This is a genomic window from Flagellimonas lutaonensis (genome assembly GCF_000963865.1).
Taxonomy (GTDB): Bacteria; Bacteroidota; Bacteroidia; order Flavobacteriales; family Flavobacteriaceae; genus Flagellimonas_A; species Flagellimonas_A lutaonensis.
Map to the genome: position 1 here is coordinate 2,443,760 of NZ_CP011071.1, position 16,748 is coordinate 2,460,507.

Consider the following 16,748-nt stretch of genomic DNA (forward strand, 5'->3'; position numbering starts at 1 on the left):
CGGTCATGAGATTCAATACGTGGCTACTGAAGTCTAAAATGCAGCGCCTATTTTATCATTTCATAGCTTCTGCTGATAAACTTCGTAAGCTCTTCTCCTTTTAAGAGGCCTTTAGACAGTCGTGCCAGATCCAAAGATTGATTGATCAACCGTTCCCGCTTTTTGGCAGTTTTGGTATTCAGTATCTGGCCAACCAATTCGTGGTTGGTGTTCACCACCAGGTTGTACATGTCGGGCATGTTGCCCATACCGAACATACCTCCACCGGTTTGCTGCATTTCTTTCATGCGGCGCATAAACTCGGGTTCGGTGATAATAAAGGGCTGGGCGGTGCTGTCCATAGCTTCCAATTGAATGGTGTAGTTGCTTTTTTCGCCCACCACTTTTTCCAATTCCTCTTTCAAACGGTCTTTTTCCTCATCGGAGAGTTTAGAGATGGCACTATCCTCTTTTTTGATGAGGTTGTCGATATGGTCGGCATCGACACGGGCGAAAGAGATCTTCTCTTTGGTGGTCTCCAGTTTCTGCATGAAGTGCGATACGATGGGAGAATCCATCAACAGCACTTCGTACCCCTTTGCCTTGGCCGCTTCAATATAGCTGTGCTGCTCTTCTTTGTCAGAAGCGTACAAGATGACCATTTTACCGTCTTTATCGGTCTGGTCATCCTTAATTTTCTTCTCCAACTCTTCAAAGGTCAGGTATTCACCATCTACAGTAGGGTAGAGGGCAAATTTTTCGGCCTTTTCAAAGAACTTCTCTTCTGAGAGCATTCCGTACTCGATCACGACTTTGATATCGTTCCACTTTTTCTCGAAATCCTCACGGTTGTTCTTGAAGAGCGAGTTGAGCTTGTCGGCCACCTTTTTGGTGATGTACGATGATATTTTCTTCACCGCCCCGTCAGCCTGCAGGTATGATCGTGAAACGTTGAGCGGAATATCGGGTGAGTCAATGACCCCTCGTAACATGGTCAAGAACTCGGGTACAATGCCCTCAACATTATCGGTCACAAAAACCTGGTTCTGGTACAGTTGAATACGGTCTTTTTGAATGTTGATGTCTGTAGTCAACTTGGGGAAATACAGAATTCCCGTCAAATTGAAGGGGTAATCCACATTCAGGTGAATATGGAACAAAGGTTCCTCGAACTGCATGGCGTACAGTTCACGATAGAAATTTTTGTAATCTTCGTCTTTAAGCTCTGTGGGCTTCTTGGTCCATGCCGGGTTCGGGTTGTTGATAATATTATCGACCTCTTTGGTGGGTGCCGGATCGTCTTCTTTGGCCCCTTCGGGCTTCGGTAGCGTTTCTGTTCGTGTACCAAACTTAATGGGCACTGGCATGAACTTATTGTATTTCAACAACAGTTCACGAATTCTGGCATCTTCCAAAAACTCGGTCGAATCATCGGCAATGTGCAGAATGATCTCGGTGCCCCTGTCTTCTTTTTTGGCTTTTTTGATGGTGAACTCTGGTGAACCATCACAGGTCCAGTGCACTGCTGGCTCATCTTTGTAGCTCTTGGTGATGATCTCTACTTTGTTGGCCACCATAAAGGCTGAGTAGAAACCTAGGCCGAAGTGGCCGATGATGCCCGCATCTTTACCGGCATCCTTGTACTTGTCCAAAAATTCTTCGGCACCAGAAAAGGCCACCTCGTTGATGTACTTTTTAACCTCTTCCTCGGTCATACCGATACCTTGGTCAATGATGTGTATTTTTTTGCCCTTCTTATCGATTTTTACCTCGATAATCGGGTCGCCCAACTCAACCTTTGCCTCGCCTATCGAAACCAAGTGCTTGAGCTTCAGGGTAGCGTCTGTGGCGTTTGAAATCAATTCACGCAAGAAGATTTCATGGTCACTGTACAAGAATTTTTTGATCAGCGGAAAAATGTTCTCTACTGAAACATTGATTTTACCTGTTGCCATATGTATTGTCAATTTTTATGGTCTTCTTTTCCAATGGTTGTTAGAAAAGAAACTGTTTTATACTATTAGATTACTGTTTACTCGCTGTGGGGTCAGAAACAAAAAAAATACCATACTGAAAAAGGTGACAAACTGACACGACATATGGCGCTGAAAAATTTTAACAAAACTTTGTTTAATTTTTAAAAAAAAAGATTAAACATTTTTATACTTTTGACATGTTGTGGTTAAAGAATTGCTATGAAAAGATGCATGCTGCAACAAGTTTGTTTATTTATTGGTTAGGTTGTTTGGGAACGTGCATTGCTAGATGCACGTTCCTGTTTTAAGATGGACGCATTTATGCCATCGTTAACAAAACCGGAATCGTTACAGCCGTACCATTGTAAAACATATCCTATATTATGGCGACATCAACAAAAGCTACCAAGGTTTCAAAAGAAAAGATCATCGAACGGTACATGCAATATGTCTTGGAACATGAGACCGTACCAAGATCAATTTTCAAGTTCTGTAAGGAAATCAAAATCAAAGAAGAGCAGTTTTACGAACATTTTGGCTCTTTCGATGGCTTGCAAAAAGAGATCTGGAAGACCTTTTTTGACCAGACCATGGGGTTTTTGGGTAAAAACAAAGAATATGGGGCTTATGCCAACAGGGAAAAAATGCTGTCGTTCTTTTTCACATTTTTTGAGCTGTTGACCCTAAACCGGAGCTACGTGCTGTTCGCTTTGAAAGAGCATCACAGCAAAATGGAATCGATGGCCCAGTTGAAAGGGCTACGCTCCAACATCAAAGATTTTGCAACAGAGTTGATTCAAAAAGGCAATGAGGGCAAAACCTTGAAAATAACAAAGCAAAATCCTGTTATTTTTTCTGAAGGTGCATGGGTGCAGTTTTTGTTCTTATTGAAATTTTGGATGGAAGACTCCTCCCCACGGTTGGAGAAGACCGATATGGCCATTGAAAAATCGGTGAATACCATTTTTGACCTATTCGACAATACGCCACTTGACAGTATCGTCGATTTCGGCAAATTTCTCTATAAGGAAACCTTTGCATAACACCGATGAAAACCCTTGACAGCATCCCCACGGGCAAGATTGAGCGGGCCAGTAAACTGGTCAAGACCGGTGTAAAGATCGGTGGCAACTATGTCAAGTATTACGGCCAGAAACTCGTAAACCCAGATACGACCAAAGACCGCTTGAACGAAGAAAATGCCGCCGATATCTACGATGGGCTTAAAACGTTGAAGGGAAGCGCCCTAAAGGTGGCGCAGATGCTGAGTATGGAAAAGAACCTGCTGCCCAGGGCCTACGTTGAAAAATTTTCGCTAGCACAATTTTCGGTGCCACCACTTTCGGCCCCTCTGGTACGAAAGACATTCAAAAAATATCTCGACAAATATCCTGAAGACGTTTTTGATGCCTTTGAGAAAGACTCCGTAAATGCGGCCAGCATCGGCCAAGTGCACAAAGCCACTAAAAATGGCAGACAGCTTGCTGTAAAGGTGCAATATCCAGGAGTGGCCGAAAGTATCAGCAGTGATTTGGCATTGGTCAAGCCCATAGCCATTCGAATGTTTAATCTACAAGGAAAAGATTCTGATAAGTATTTCAAGGAAGTTGAGGGAAAACTCATTGAAGAGACCAACTATCTGCTTGAATTGAAGCAGAGCCAAGAAATTACGGAAGCCTGTAGTGCAATACCCAATATCACATTCCCTAGATATTATCCTGAACTTTCGAGCGAACGTATCCTTACCATGGATTGGATGCAAGGCCAACACTTGAGCGAGTTTACCAAAACCGATTTTTCGCAAGAAACAGGCAATCTACTGGGGCAGGCCCTTTGGGATTTTTATATGTTTCAGATACATGGTTTGCGAAAGGTACATGCCGACCCGCACCCCGGTAATTTTTTGATCGGCGAAGACAGCAAATTGATAGCCATTGACTTTGGTTGTATCAAAGAAATTCCGAATGAATTCTACAAGCCTTATTTTGAGCTGGCAGAAAAAGGCAACATAGAGAATGATGAAATCTTCATGAAAAAACTCTATCAACTGGAGATTTTAACGCCAACCGATTCTGTTAAAGAGCTGTTGTTCTTCAAAGAGCTCTTTAAAGAAATGCTCACCATTTTCACTTTGCCGTTCAACAAAGAGGTTTTTGACTTTGGCGCACCTACTTTTTGGACCCAAATTGCGGCATTGAGTGAACGCTACTCAAAAGATGAGCAGATTCGAAAAATGAACGGCAATAGAGGCTCAAAGCATTTTCTATACATGAACCGAACCTTTTTCGGGCTGTACAACCTGCTTCATGATCTAAAGGCCCAGGTCAATGTAAATAACTTTAGGCAGTACCTCGGTTAATCATCGATTTTTGCCCGAAGCCTCTTTGTCGCTGGTCTGGCCTTTGTTCTTTACATATTTTTCGAGCCAACGGTCCTGTTCCCAGAGCAGGTGCAAAATACTTTCTTTGGCCCTGTACCCATGGCTTTCTTTTGGTAGCATCACCAACCGTACTGTGGCCCCAAGTCCTTTGAGGGCATTAAAGTATCGTTCGCTCTGCATCGGGTAGGTGCCCGAATTGTTGTCGGCCTCGCCATGTATCAACAAAAGAGGAGTCTTCATTTTATCGGCATGCATAAAGGGCGACATGGTATAATACACTTTTGGGGCTTCCCAATAGTTGCGTTCCTCGCTTTGAAAGCCAAAAGGGGTCAAGGTACGGTTATAGGCACCGCTTCGGGCAATGCCCGCAGCAAAAAGATCAGAATGCGATAGCAGGTTGGCCACCATAAAGGCACCATAGCTGTGACCACCAACGGCTACGCGGTCTCTGTCGATGTAACCAAGGGAATCAACGGCGTCAATGGCCGCTTTGGCGTTTGCCACCAGTTGGCTTCTAAACGTATCGTTTGGTTGCTCGTCTCCCTCGCCTATAATGGGGAAGGCCGCATCATCCAATACCACATAGCCCTTCGTGACCCAGTAAATGGGAGAACCCCAGTACGGATAGGTAAACTCATTAGGGTTCTGGGTGTTTTGTGAAGCACTGTTCTTGTCTTTGTATTCCCGTGGATAGGCCCATAAAATCATGGGCATTTTTTCTTTTTTGGCCATATCGTACCCAATCGGTAAATAGAGGGTGCCGGTAAGTTCGAGGCCATCGTCGCGTTTATAGGTAATAACCTCTTTGTGTACATCTTGAAGGCTTTTGTAGGGGTTCTCAAAATTGGTCAATTGTACTGGTCCCTTTCTTTTGACCAAGCTTTTGATATAGAAATTCGGAAATTCGGTGGGCGACTCGATGCGAACGAGCAACTCATCTTTATCGCTGTTGTAGTCTATCAACCGTTCTAACTTTCCTTCCAATTTTGAGGTGTAGAGGCGCGTCTTCTTTTGCGTTTTCAAATCCATTTTGTCCACAAATGGAAATTGGCCCTCTTCGGTATAGCCATCTCCCAGCAAATAGCCGGCATTCCCCTTGAGTGCTAAAACCTGTACCCCGTTTTTATTGCGGCGGGTCACAAAACGGCCCAGGTCTGAATAGCGGTCTTGATAATTTCTGTCAGAGATGACCACAGGTTGCTTATCTGGCTCAGAAGGGCTGAAAAGGTAGGTTTTGGTATTTCGGTTGTTCCACCAATAGTCATAGGCGATGGCAATATCATCGTTGCCCCAATTGATCCAGTTGAAACGGTTCTTTGTCTTCAAAAGGCTTCTGGGCTCGCCATCAAACGGGGCATCCAATTCAAATACTTCATCACGGTATTCGACCTCGTTTTGGGGATCGCCACCATCCAATGCAACCGCATAGTACAGTGTGGCCGGTTTATCATTGCGCCAGTTGACCTCGCGCATGCCTTGCCGCACGGCCATAAACCCTTTTGGAAGGTCTTCGATCAAGGGAACTTTCAGCAAGGGGGTGACCAAACTGCCATCATTTCTATAAATATTTGTGGTAGCCGGAAATCTATAGTAAGGAACCAAGTACGAAAAAGGTTTTTCGACTGTGGTTACCATTACATATTCGCCATCAGGTGAAAAGCTGATACTACTGTACATATCTGCCTCTTTCCATTGTGCTTTGGTGCCATCCAGATTTATGCGGTACAGGGCTGATCGTGCCAATTGCTCAAAATTGAACTCATCGTTCGGGTTTTTCAACAAATCTTGGTAGGTACGGTTTTGCGCCTTTTTTCCATCGTTTGATGAAATGGTGGGCCCTTCGGGCACCGCCTCAGAAGCATTGATGAGGGGCTGGCGGTCTTCGGGCAGCATTTTTGCCAATATTGATTTCCCGTCTTTAAACCAGTTGATGGCGTCGCGCATGTTCACGTTCATGGTGGGCTCCGTCAGCTTTTTGGCAGAGGTAGAGGCAATGTCTATTACCCATAGCTCTACGCCCTCAGGAGTGGTATGCGTCATGGCAACCATCGTTTGGTCTGGTGACCAATTATAGTTTGCCAGGCGGGGGTTCTTGGGCAGGCCCTTTACCTGCACGGCCTCATCATCACCCACTTTCTGGATTTTTATATTGTTATAATAATTGGTGCGGCTTCCTATGTTGGTCTTGGGGTTTATACGTAGGCCCGCCAAACGCATTTCGGTTTCAGAGAGTTCGGCAATGCTTTTGTAGGGATCACGATAAAGAAACACCATATAGTCCCCATTTTCGGTCAACCTGACAGAAGGCGGCAACGGGGCATCTACCAATTCCAAAATCTCTTGGGAGGGTTTTTGATAGGTCAGTTTTTCTTGGGCCGGTAGGCAGACAACAAAAAGGAAAGCGAATAGAAAGCTCAGAGTTCTCATGATAGTATGCGTTAAATTGACTTAAGGTGTCATTAGAATATCCTAAAAATAAATGTTTTAGAGGGAAAGACGAAGGCTTGGGGCAAGCTTTTTTGTTCATTCATTAAAGTAACCCCTCAATTACCTATTTAAAGCAAACGACCTTATTTTTGCCCTTTTCTATGTGCCATAGGGATATATTTTTTACTTTACAAAATCAATTTGGATTTCTGAAAGGCAATCCGCAACCCAAAAACAGATGTACAATTCAAAGATAATAGGGCTTGGCCATTACGTGCCAGACAATGTGGTCACCAACGATGACCTTTCAAAATTGATGGATACCAGTGATGAGTGGATACAGGAGCGGACAGGCATCAAAGAACGCCGTCATGGCATAAAGGGGAAAGACACCACGACCACCATGGGCGTCGAGGCCGCAAAAGTAGCAATTGAACGGGCGGGAATCGATAAAGATGACATCGACTTTATCATTTTTGCAACCTTGAGCCCTGACTACTATTTTCCAGGCCCTGGGGTGCTGGTGCAGCGTGATCTTGATATCAAAACTGTAGGTGCATTGGACGTGAGAAACCAGTGCTCAGGATTCGTGTATGCCCTTTCGGTGGCCGATCAGTACATAAAAAGCGGTATGTACCAGAATATATTGGTCATTGGCTCAGAACTGCATTCGTACGGCCTTGACATGACCACACGGGGCAGGGGGGTCTCGGTGATCTTTGGTGATGGTGCCGGTGCTGCTGTGGTGAGCAGGGAGGAAGATACCTCAAAGGGAATACTTTCTTCACATTTGCACTCAGAGGGTAAACATGCAGAAGAATTGTCTTTGATTGCGCCCGGCATGGGAAAGCGTTGGGTTACCGACATTATCGAAGACAACGACCCCAACGACGAATCATATTACCCTTACATGAACGGGCAATTTGTGTTCAAAAACGCAGTAGTACGCTTTAGTGAGGTGATTATGGAAGGGTTGCAAAAAAACGGACTTTCACCAAATGATATCGATTTGTTGATACCCCATCAGGCCAATCTGCGCATTGCACAATTCATCCAAAAGAAATTCAAACTTTCCGATGACCAGGTCTTCAACAATATTATGCATTACGGTAATACCACTGCAGCCTCTATACCCATTGCTTTGACCGAGGCTTGGGAGCAAGAAAAGGTAAAAGAGGGCGACTTGGTGGTGTTGGCAGCCTTTGGCAGTGGCTTTACATGGGGCAGTGTCATCATTAGATGGTAGAAACCCTTCTCTACATCCATGGTGTAGGGGTTGTTTTAACTCCTCGACAGAAAAATACTTCCCATTAAGGGATTACCGCATTTGCAGGAATAAAAAACCCTGACCTCCAAAAGGAGTGTCAGGGTTCAATGATAAGCCTTGAAAAGAACTAACCAACCAATATTCAGAGTCAAGGCAAATCAATTTTTTTTACAAAATTCCACCTCCTGTTTTTTTGGTGTTATCATCTCTACGCTTTCTGCCCTTGGCACGGTTTTTACCACTGCCGAAACGGTAAGATATGCCAACATAAAGGTTTTGGCTTTCCCAGTTGAACTCACCGTTTTGAACATAGGGGCGGTCGCCGTCAAAGGCAAAACGCATGGTATTGAATACATCGTTGAAGTTCAAACTAAGGGTTCCCTTGCCCTCTGCAAAACTGTACCGGGCCCCGGTATTGATAAAATACATGGGCTTGACCGTAAACTGCAGGTTCTGGTTGCGCCCGCGATAAAAACCAAATACCTGAAAGGTCAATTTTTTTGTGGCCGTAAAGCTATTGTTCATCCGCAGGTTCCAGGCCGTGTTCTCGACCTCTACGTCTTCGACCACAATATCGGCTTCGGTAGCAGTTGCCTGGTCGCCCTGCAACCGTTCGGTAATGCCCCGTTGGGTTTGGCTGAACAGGTCAAAACTACCGTTGATGTTCCACCATTTGGTGGGGCGGTAGTTTGTTGATAGTTCAAAACCATAGGCTGAGGTGTTGTCGAAATTGTCGAACGTGAGTATGAGCTTGTTGAAGTCCAATCGATCTACATACACCGCACGGTTGATCTCATCTTCGATGGTACGGTAAAAAATTCCTGCCGTAAGGCTTCCCTTTTTTAAGCGTTTGGTATAGTTCAGTTCATACGAATTGGTGAACTGTGGCACAAGACTGGGATTGCCGAACGACGATATCAGGGGTGTGGCAAACTCGCGTATTGGGTTTACCTGCCCAAGGCCGGGTCTATCGACCCTTCGACTGAAACTGGCCTGTAACTGGTCTTTTTCATTGACATTATAGGTCAAAAATGCCGAGGGATATAACTGCGTGTAGTTATCTGTAAATGCCCGCACTCTGTTTGTATCAGCCTTTACCTGTACGTCTTCAAGCCTGATGCCTACTTGGTACGACCATTTTTTCCTGCTTTGGCCAAAGGTCACATAGGCAGAATAGATATCCATTCCATAAATGAACTCGGTGCTTGGCGTGGGAATCAAATCGCCGTTTGAATTGAACGACAGCCCGGTGGAAGCATAGTCAACGTCTGTTTCAAATAAACGGGCCTCCAATCCGATTTCAAGCTTTGAAATACTGTCAAGAGGGTTCACATAGTCAAGGTTGGCGATGGTCTGTGTGCGTTCTGTATCGACAAAATCCATATAGTCGGGGAACAGGGTAGCGCCCCTTGACCTAAAATTGGCATCCTCATCATCATTGAAGCGGTTGTAATCGACTTCCAGTTCTATGTTGTGCCCTTCTTTCGCAAAATCAAGTTTGTAGTCAAAATTGTACTGCTCACTGAGGTTGTCGTTAACATTGTTGAAGAACTGTATTACGTTGCGGCTTTCTTCCTCATTGTAGCGAACATCGGTGATGCCGTCTCCCTTTCCGTTAAAATGGTTCTGGTTGGTGAAGAACGAAATGGTGTTCTTGTCGTTCAAATAGAAATCGACTCCCAATTTATACAGATGCGATTTGTTGTTGTTGAAAAAGTCAAAAAGCTGCTCTGAGTTTTCATCATCCCTAAAAATAAACCCATCGTTCACCCATTTTCCAATATTGGTACCGTAGTTGCCGTAAAAGTTGAACTTGCCATTTCGGTAGTTCAAATCGACAGAGGTGTTGAACTTTGCCTCAATGCCCTTGGTAAGCCCCATGTTTATGTTACCGTTGAACCCGATATTGGCATTTTTGTGCAGTACAATGTTGATAATACCGCTCATGCCCTCAGGGTTGTATTTGGCCGATGGGTTTGTGATCAACTCAATTGATTTTATGGATGTGGAAGGAATTTGTCGTAGTAACTGGGCCACTGGTACATTCGAGAGTTTGCCATCGACCATCACCCGTACGTTTGAGTTGCCGCGCAGGGTAATATCGCCGGTTTGCGAATCAACGTTCACAGAGGGTATGTTGTTCATGATGTCAGATGCCGTGGCCCCTGCCGTGGTCAGATCTTTGCCCACGTTGATCACCTTGCGATCTACCCGTTGCTCAATGGTCGTGCGCTCGCCCACAACTTCTACTTCTTCCAGTTTTTGGGTGTCTTCCATTAAGGTGATGGTGCCTAGTTCTACTTTTCGGTTTTTCTTTGAGATTACCAGTTGTTTAATAAAAGTCTGATAGCCTATAAATTGAACCTCTAAGGTGTAACTGCCCTCTGCCAGTTTTTGGATCTCGAATGTTCCTTCCTCGGTGGTAATGCCCCCGGTAATGGTCTCATCGCCATCTGCAGACTTGATTACAATTGCAGCGTAGGCCACTGGCTGCTTTTGGGCGTTGTCGACCACACGGCCAGAGACCGTACCTATCTTATCCTCTGAATCGTTTGCCAATAAAAAATTCGGGAATGTACTGCATGCGAGCAGTACCAAAAGCATAGCTATGCGCTTCATGATTGTTCGTTTTTTGATTGATAGATTGATGTTACCGATGAGACGATAGTAATGCTCTCATGTTACACAAAAAACCGGCTTTAACATTTTTTAATGATCAATGGTTTGCCAAGTGTTTGTGAATATGGCGCTTAGAAATCAGGAAAGTTGATAAAAAAAGTGAGCCCCAATGTTGGACATCGGGGCTCGGTGCATTGATAAGCTATACTAAACACTAACCATTAACTATAAAAATACAGACTTACCAATGTTTGAATATTTTTGTCTAATTAAAGACGTTCTAATTGTTGAATAGTTACAATAAACTGTTTAGTTTAACAGATAAATTAACACATGCGCAAAACCTTGGTATTTGGGGCGTCGCTCAAACCGCACCGCTACAGTAATATTGCTATTCAGAAATTGGTAGCCAATCAAGTGCCTACCGAGGCATTCGGCCCACGGAACGGAGTAGTTTCTGGGGTGCAAGTTACCACAAATCTTGATATCATTCAAGACATCGATACAATTTCGTTGTATATGAACCCAGAACGACAAAAGGAGTACTACAATGCCATTATTGCCTTAAAACCGCGTAGGGTTATTTTTAACCCCGGAACCGAAAACCCCGAGTTCTACAAACTGTTGCAAGAAAATGGCATTGAGGTCGATGTGGCCTGTACTTTGGTGCTGTTGGGTACCGGGCAGTATTGATTGCCCGAGCGAATAAAATATGGCCGTTTCAACTGTTTTTATTTAACCGTAGCCGTAGGTTGGTGCTAGGCTTCTTGTTTAAAAGGGCTGTTTGCCTATGCGTAAAACGGATATTGGCCTGGCCAAATAATATGTTGTTTATACGGAGACCGAGACGCTTTCTTTTCTTTCCCGAATCAGCCACAATCCAAAAAAGGTCAGTAGCCCGTTGAGGGGCAACAGTTCATAGCCCAGTACATAACCACCAAGTTTATCGGGGTCGATATTGGCAATCAAGGCAATGATAACCACTGAAAGTATCGTCACCAGCCATACATATTTGTCTTTGATCCGGTGTTTGGTAAAGATGCCAAAAGCAAACAGCCCGAGCAGGGGCCCGTAGGTATAGCCTGCCACGGTCAAGAGACCGTCGATGACATTGCGGCTCAGCACATATTTGAAAATGATGATGACCATGATCAATAGGGCGCTCATGGCGATATGGGTGCGTTTGCGCAGGCGTTTTTGTTCGGCTTCGTTGCGTTTGTCCAAATCCATAAAATCGATACAGAACGAAGTGGTGAGCGAAGTCAAGGCACTGTCGGCACTGCTATAGGCCGCGGCGATCAGTCCCAGCATAAAGGTAATGGCAAGGGTAAGGCCCAGGCCACTGTTGAGGGCTATCTCTGGAAATAACAGGTCTGTCTTTGGCGCACCGTCCATCAGCGGTACGGCAATATTGTTTTTATGGGCGTAAATAAACAATAAGGCCCCGAGCAGCATAAAGAGAAACGTGACCCCGACCAATACAAAACTGAACGAGACCATGTTCTTTTGGGCATCCTTCAGGTTTTTGCAGGTGAGGTTCTTTTGCATCATGTCTTGGTCAAGTCCCGTCATGCAGATGGTGATGAACATGCCACCAACGAACGATTTTAAAAAGTGGTTGCGCGCCAAAAAATCATCTGTAAAGAGAAACTTGTTGTATTGCCTTAACTCAGAAGAAGCGAGAAACTCGGTAAAGCTCCAGTCCAGCTCGCGGTTGATGAAGATGATGCTGAGTATCACGGCCAAGATCATAAACAGGGTTTGCAGGGTGTCGGTCCATACAATGGTCTTGATGCCGCCCCGTTCCGTATAGATCCAAATCAAAAGAATGGAGATGACCACGGTAATTTCAAAGGGAATTCCGAAGTCATCGAACACGAACTGCTGCAACACGATGGCCACCAAAAAAAGGCGAAAAGCGGCCCCCAAAACGCGCGACACAAAAAAGAAGAATGCACCTGTCTTATGGCTGGTGGGGCCGAACCTATCCAACAGATATTCGTATATAGAGGTCAAATCAAGCCTGTAATAAATGGGCAGCAATACAAAGGCCACCACAAAATAACCGACCAAATAGCCCAATACTACTTGCATGTAGCTGAATTCAGAAGCCTCTACCCAGCCCGGTACAGAAATAAAGGTGACCCCTGAAAGTGAGGCGCCCACCATGCCAAAGGCAACCAAATACCAAGGCGACTGCTTGCCGGCTTTGAAGAAATCGGCATTGGAATCATTTTTTCCCGTGAAATAGGAAATCAGGAGCAAAACCAAGAAATAGGCCCCTATCAATATCAATATCTGGGTTGGTGACATGTAGAAATTTTGGCTTGCAAAGTACAAAATCTGCGTTCATCAATGTAAAATCGTAATTTTACACCGTTAACCTTGGGTATGGAGTTTTCATCGAAATTATTGGAGAATGCGGTTTACGAAATGTCACAGTTGCCGGGTATCGGCAAGCGAACGGCCTTGCGCTTGGTGCTTCATCTGCTGAAGCGGCCCGAAGCACAGACCCAGAACCTTTCGAAAGCCTTGTCCAAGCTTCGTGAAGAAGTGAATTTCTGCACGAGTTGCCATAATATTTCAGATGCCGAACTTTGCGAGATATGTGCGAGTCCGAAACGTGATGCCACCACCATCTGTGTGGTTGAAGACATTCGCGATGTCATGGCCATTGAGAATACCTCGCAATATCGTGGGCTTTACCATGTTTTGGGCGGAAAGATCTCGCCTATGGAAGGGATGGGTCCCCAAGACCTGAACATTGCCCCGCTTATTGAAAAGGTCAAGGCCGGTGGGGTCGATGAACTGATTTTTGCCCTGAGTTCCACCATGGAGGGCGACACGACTAATTTTTATATTTATAAGCAGTTGGAAGGTGTTGGTATAAAGACCTCGACCATTGCCAGGGGTATATCTGTGGGTGATGAACTTGAATATGCCGATGAGGTTACCTTGGGGCGCAGTATTTTGAACAGGGTGCCCTTTGAAACCTCAATAAAGGCAAATTGATGAACATTAATTAAAAATTAGGTCATTTTTATATTATTTTTGCAAAATATAAGCTGCAAAAAGCCTTTTAAGTAAGAATATGTCAAAATTCGAATTAAAACTACCGCAAATGGGTGAAAGTGTTGCCGAGGCAACACTGACCGCTTGGTTGAAAGATGTGGGCGACACCATTGAAATGGACGAACCTATCTTCGAAATTGCCACCGACAAAGTGGATTCAGAAGTGCCGAGTGAAGTAGAGGGTACGCTGGTAGAAAAACGGTTTGAGGTTGACGATGTGATAAAAGTAGGCGAAGTGGTCGCGGTAATAGAGACCGATAGCGAGGTGCCCACGGTGGCCCCGACCATTGAAAGCGAGCCAGCATCTGAAAAGGGGCCGGTTACTACTCCCGAGCCGGTTGCCGAGCTAGAGCAACAGATGCAGGCAGTCAAAGAGACGGTTGCGACCGCTGCACCCGACTTTTCAGGGTCAGAACGGTTTTATTCGCCTTTGGTCAAGAACATTGCCAAGCAAGAGGGTATTTCGTTGGAGGAACTTGAGCGTATTCCCGGTACGGGCAAAGAGGGCCGTGTTACCAAGAACGATATTTTGGCCTTTATCGAGACTAGGGGCTCCAATGGTGGTTCAAAAGAGGTAGATGCTCCACAAAAAGCGGTGCCAGCCGAAAAACCTAAAGAGTCAACGGTGAAAACACCCCCAAAACCGAGCGCGGTTGCCGTTAAGGAGGGAGATGAGATCATACCCCTGTCACGTATGGGCAAGTTGATTGCGCAGCACATGGCCGAAAGTGTGGCCACATCAGCCCATGTGCAGAGTTTTGTAGAGGTAGATGTCACCAATGTGGTAAACTGGCGCAACAAGGTCAAAAAGGCCTTTGAAGAGCGTGAGGGCGAAAAGTTGACCTTTACGCCCATTTTTATGGAGGCCGTGGCCGTGGCCCTTAAAAAATACCCAATGATGAACATTTCGCTCGATGGCGACAATGTCATCAAAAAGAAAAACATCAACATTGGCATGGCCGCGGCATTGCCCGACGGCAACTTGATCGTGCCCGTGATCAAAAATGCCGATCAATTGAATTTGGTCGGTATGGCAAAAACAGTCAACGATTTGGCCCATCGCGCCCGAAACAACGAGTTAAAGCCAGACGAGATAAAAGATGGCACTTACACCGTTACCAATGTTGGTACCTTTGGCAGTGTCTTTGGCACCCCTATCATCAACCAGCCGCAGGTGGGTATTTTGGCCTTGGGGGCCATCAGAAAGATGCCCGCGGTCATCGAGACCGAAGAAGGCGACTTTATCGGCATCAGAAGCAAAATGTTTTTATCGCACAGCTACGACCACAGGGTGGTCAATGGCGCATTGGGCGGTATGTTCGTAAAAGCCGTGGCCGATTATTTGGAAGCCTGGGATGTAAACCGCGAAATTTAGTTTCCGACCGCTTTTATAGGTACAGTATTGTTATTTTTAAGGATTAAAAAGTAATCCATGAGGGCATTTTGTTTAATAATAGCGCTGTTGACCACCGCGCTTGCCATGTCACAAGAACCATCACCTTACAAAAAAAAGGTATTTGAATCTGAACGAGGCACGATGCCCTATCGTTTGCTGTTGCCAGAAGATTACGATGCCACCAAAAAATATCCACTGGTACTGTTTCTGCACGGGTCGGGCGAACGGGGCAACGATAATGAAGCCCAGTTGGTACACGGTTCAGGACTGTTCTTAAAAGAGGATGTTCGCAAAAAATATCCTGCCATCGTGGTTTTTCCGCAGTGTGCCGCCAACGATTCTTGGGCAAAGGTCGACGTGAAGGGAGAGTGGGGCAACCGTGAGTTTGTATTTTTCGATGATGCTGAACCGACCCGGGCCATGGAACTTTTGGAAGAACTGATCGATTATTTGAAAGATCAATACCCTATCGATTCGAAACGAATGTACGTCGGGGGTCTTTCAATGGGCGGTATGGGCACCTTTGAACTGGTGCGCCGAAACCCTAGAACATTTGTGGCGGCCTTCCCGATCTGCGGTGGGGCAAATCCTGAAATCGCCAAAAAATTGAGAAAAACAGCTTGGTGGGTCTTTCATGGCAAGGCCGATAATGTGGTGCCCCCCAAATATTCCACCCAAATGGTAAGGGCTTTGGAAGATGTTGGCGCCGAAGTTAGGTATTCGCTGTACCCAGATGTAGGCCATGACAGCTGGACGAACACCTTTGCAGAGCCCGATTTGCTTTCGTGGCTGTTTTCCAGATCAAAATAACGATACTTATGCAATTGCAACTCACAAAACCTATTTGCTTTTTCGACCTTGAGACCACGGGCACCAATGTGGCCAAAGACCGTATTGTCGAAATCTCCATCTTAAAAATATATCCCAACGGAAACAAAGAGAGCAAGACTTGGTTGGTAAACCCCGAAATACCGATTCCGCCAGAAGTAGAGGCCATACACGGTATTTCCAATGAAAAAGTGGCCAACGAGCCCACGTTCAAAGAACTGTCGAAAAAAATCTATACCATGATCAAAGATAGTGACTTGGCAGGGTTTAACTCCGATCGGTTCGACATCCCTCTGTTGGCCGAGGAAATGTTGCGTGCTGGGGTCGATTTTGACATGAAGAACATGGTGTCGGTAGATGTGCAGACCATTTTTCACAAGATGGAAAAACGCACTCTTGAGGCCGCCTACAAGTTTTACTGCGATAAAAACCTGACCGATGCCCATAGTGCCGAGGCCGATACCGAGGCCACTTATGAGGTGCTGTTGGCCCAATTGCAACGCTATCCAGAGCTTGAAAACAATGTAAAAAAGTTGGCCGAGTTCTCGACACACAGAAAGTTTGCTGATTTTGCCGGTTTTTTGGGTTACGACGAAGACGGCGATACAATTTTTTCTTTCGGAAAGCATAAAGGCAAAAAAGTAGAGCAGGTATTGGATGAGGAGCCCGGTTATTTCGGGTGGATCCTTAACGCCGATTTTCCGCTCTACACCAAAAAAGTGCTGACCCAGATAAAATTGAACAGGCTGAATACCAAATTGGGATAATATTTTGGCCGAATAGCGTATGAAGAACAGTAGGTTG

General features: G+C 45.3%; 12 protein-coding genes. 8 read left to right on the forward strand and 4 right to left on the reverse strand.

What is annotated here, in order from left to right:
• Positions 1 to 47: 47 nt before the first annotated feature.
• On the reverse strand, positions 48 to 1,934 hold the full coding sequence (htpG, locus tag VC82_RS11395; protein WP_045802482.1) for a molecular chaperone HtpG: 1,887 nt from the start codon (positions 1,932 to 1,934) through the stop codon (positions 48 to 50).
• Positions 1,935 to 2,338: 404 nt separating this feature from the next.
• On the opposite strand from htpG, the gene VC82_RS11400 reads away from it, so the two are divergent.
• Positions 2,339 to 2,998 carry a TetR family transcriptional regulator C-terminal domain-containing protein gene (locus VC82_RS11400; RefSeq protein WP_045802483.1) on the forward strand — a complete coding sequence of 220 codons (660 nt, stop codon included), beginning with the start codon at positions 2,339 to 2,341 and terminating at the stop codon, positions 2,996 to 2,998.
• 5 nt (positions 2,999 to 3,003) lie between these two features.
• The gene (locus VC82_RS11405; RefSeq protein WP_045802484.1) at positions 3,004 to 4,314 is read left to right on the forward strand and encodes an ABC1 kinase family protein; all 1,311 of its coding nucleotides are present in this window, start codon (positions 3,004 to 3,006) and stop codon (positions 4,312 to 4,314) included.
• Here the strand turns inward: VC82_RS11405 and VC82_RS11410 are convergent, their stop codons facing one another.
• Positions 4,315 to 6,762: an alpha/beta hydrolase family protein gene (locus VC82_RS11410; protein ID WP_045802485.1), complete on the reverse strand. Its 2,448-nt coding sequence runs from the start codon at positions 6,760 to 6,762 to the stop codon at positions 4,315 to 4,317.
• A 238-nt stretch (positions 6,763 to 7,000) separates the two neighbouring features.
• Between VC82_RS11410 and VC82_RS11415 the strand changes: the two genes are divergently transcribed.
• Positions 7,001 to 8,008 carry a 3-oxoacyl-ACP synthase III family protein gene (locus tag VC82_RS11415; protein ID WP_045802486.1) on the forward strand — a complete coding sequence of 336 codons (1,008 nt, stop codon included), beginning with the start codon at positions 7,001 to 7,003 and terminating at the stop codon, positions 8,006 to 8,008.
• Positions 8,009 to 8,197: 189 nt separating this feature from the next.
• Here VC82_RS11415 and VC82_RS11420 read toward each other — a convergent pair whose 3' ends face one another.
• Entirely contained in the window at positions 8,198 to 10,648 is a 2,451-nt protein-coding gene (locus VC82_RS11420) for a TonB-dependent receptor (protein WP_045802487.1), read from the reverse strand.
• Positions 10,649 to 10,981: 333 nt separating this feature from the next.
• On the opposite strand from VC82_RS11420, the gene VC82_RS11425 reads away from it, so the two are divergent.
• Positions 10,982 to 11,341, forward strand: a complete 360-nt coding sequence (locus VC82_RS11425) for a CoA-binding protein (protein WP_045802488.1) — start codon at positions 10,982 to 10,984, stop codon at positions 11,339 to 11,341.
• Positions 11,342 to 11,479: 138 nt separating this feature from the next.
• Here VC82_RS11425 and VC82_RS11430 read toward each other — a convergent pair whose 3' ends face one another.
• The gene (locus VC82_RS11430; RefSeq protein WP_045802489.1) at positions 11,480 to 12,961 is read right to left on the reverse strand and encodes a sodium:solute symporter; all 1,482 of its coding nucleotides are present in this window, start codon (positions 12,959 to 12,961) and stop codon (positions 11,480 to 11,482) included.
• Positions 12,962 to 13,039: 78 nt separating this feature from the next.
• On the opposite strand from VC82_RS11430, the gene recR reads away from it, so the two are divergent.
• The 4 genes from recR to VC82_RS11450 all read left to right on the forward strand — a co-directional run bounded on the left by recR (position 13,040) and on the right by VC82_RS11450 (position 16,711).
• Positions 13,040 to 13,660 carry a recombination mediator RecR gene (gene recR / locus VC82_RS11435; RefSeq protein WP_045802490.1) on the forward strand — a complete coding sequence of 207 codons (621 nt, stop codon included), beginning with the start codon at positions 13,040 to 13,042 and terminating at the stop codon, positions 13,658 to 13,660.
• Positions 13,661 to 13,739: 79 nt separating this feature from the next.
• Positions 13,740 to 15,095 (forward strand): dihydrolipoamide acetyltransferase family protein, encoded by a 1,356-nt coding sequence (locus VC82_RS11440; protein ID WP_045802491.1) that lies wholly within the window; start codon positions 13,740 to 13,742, stop codon positions 15,093 to 15,095.
• A gap of 57 nt (positions 15,096 to 15,152) precedes the next feature.
• Positions 15,153 to 15,926, forward strand: a complete 774-nt coding sequence (locus VC82_RS11445) for a carboxylesterase family protein (protein ID WP_045802492.1) — start codon at positions 15,153 to 15,155, stop codon at positions 15,924 to 15,926.
• Positions 15,927 to 15,934: 8 nt separating this feature from the next.
• Positions 15,935 to 16,711 carry a 3'-5' exonuclease gene (locus VC82_RS11450; protein WP_045802493.1) on the forward strand — a complete coding sequence of 259 codons (777 nt, stop codon included), beginning with the start codon at positions 15,935 to 15,937 and terminating at the stop codon, positions 16,709 to 16,711.
• Positions 16,712 to 16,748: the final 37 nt, after the last annotated feature.